At 61.4% G+C, this 1,685-nt stretch carries 1 protein-coding gene; it reads right to left on the reverse strand.

Annotated elements, in window-relative coordinates:
• A partial coding sequence (locus PHU01S_RS26830; protein WP_373864563.1) for a beta strand repeat-containing protein occupies positions 1-1,685 on the reverse strand: 1,685 nt, incomplete at both ends.

A 1,685-nucleotide genomic window follows, 5' to 3' on the forward strand; every position in this document is an offset into this window, starting at 1 on the left:
GGGGTTCCAGTGGCGCCAGTGAGGCCAGTGGCCCCAGTAAATCCAGTAGAGCCTGTTACTCCAGTTGGCCCCGTTGCACCGGTTGTGCCATAGGCCCCTGTGAAGCCTGTCGCACCAGTAGCTCCGGTGGTGCCAGTGGAGCCCGTCACGCCAGTTGCTCCAGTGCTGCCAGTGAATCCAGTCGCGCCGGTAGCTCCGGTGGTCCCCGTGAAGCCTGTCGCACCGGTAGCTCCAGTGGAACCAGTCGACCCAGTGGCACCTGTAACGCCTGTTGCACCGGTAGCTCCGGTGGCCCCCGTGAAGCCCGTCGCACCGTTAGCTCCAGTGGAACCAGTCGACCCAGTCAACCCAGTGGAACCAGTCGAGCCAGTCAACCCAGTGGCACCTGTAACGCCTGTTGCACCTGTTGCTCCAGTGGTACCTGTTGCTCCAGTGGTACCTGTAAAGCCCGTCGCACCGGTAGCTCCAGTGGAACCAGTCGACCCAGTTAACCCAGTGGCCCCTGTAAAACCAGTCAATCCAGTCTCGCCAGTAAGCCCAGTCGCACCAGTAAGGCCAGTGGCTCCTGTAAAGCCAGTCACGCCAGTTGCTCCCGTCGCACCTGTGGAACCTGTCAATCCAGTGGCACCGGTAGCTCCAGCGGCACCTGTGGAGCCAGTCGTTCCAGTAGTACCTGTAAAGCCCGTCGAACCAGTGGCCCCAGTGGCGCCATTAAGTCCGGTTGCTCCTGTAAGGCCAGTGACACCAGTCGTTCCAGTGGTACCTGTAAAGCCGGTCGAACCGGTAGTTCCAGTGACGCCGGTGAGGCCAGTTGGCCCTGTGTCACCCGTGAAGCCCGTCGCACCTGTTGTTCCCGTCGCACCTGTAGAGCCATTCGCACCCGTAGCTCCAGTCGCTCCTGTAAGGCCAGTGAACCCAGTCGATCCAGTGGCCCCTGTAAAGCCAGTCGGCCCAATCAATCCGGTATCACCAGTGAACCCGGTAATGCCAGTTGCGCCGGTGGCACCTGTAAGTCCAGTAACGCCAGTTGGTCCAGTGCTGCCTGTGAACCCAGTCGCACCAGTGGATCCGATGTCACCTGTGAATCCATTTGCGCCAGTCGCGCCGGTGGCACCTGTAAGTCCAGTAACGCCAGTTGGTCCAGTGCTGCCTGTGAACCCAGTCGCACCAGTTGATCCGGTGACACCCGTGAACCCAGTTGCACCAGAAGAGCCGGCGGCACCTGTAAAACCAGTAACGCCAGTTGGTCCAGTGGCGCCTGTGAAGCCAGTCGTTCCGGTAGCTCCATCGGCACCAGTGAATCCGGTAGCTCCAGTGGCGCCAGTAAAGCCAGTCGCACCTGTTGATCCGGTACCGCCTGTGAGGCCGGTAGTGCCAGTGGCACCAAGGTCTCCAGTGGCCCCTGTGGCCCCGGTTGCTCCCGCAAGACCAGCAAGGCCCGTTGCGCCGGTAGCCCCAGTTGAACCAGCAGCTCCAGTGGTTCCAGAGTTTCCGGTGACTCCTGTCGCGCCAGTGACGCCTGGATCTCCAGTGACACCGGTCGCGCCTGTAACGCCTGTAACACCTGTAACACCTGTAACACCTGTAACGCCTGTAACGCCTGTAGCGCCCAAATCCCCGGTTACCCCAGTAGCCCCAGTGACTCCTGGATCCCCAGTGACACCCGTCGCGCCGGTAACTCCGGT

It is taken from the genome of Paenibacillus humicus NBRC 102415 (assembly GCF_004000905.1).
In the GTDB taxonomy this organism is placed as follows: domain Bacteria; phylum Bacillota; class Bacilli; order Paenibacillales; family Paenibacillaceae; genus Paenibacillus_O; species Paenibacillus_O humicus.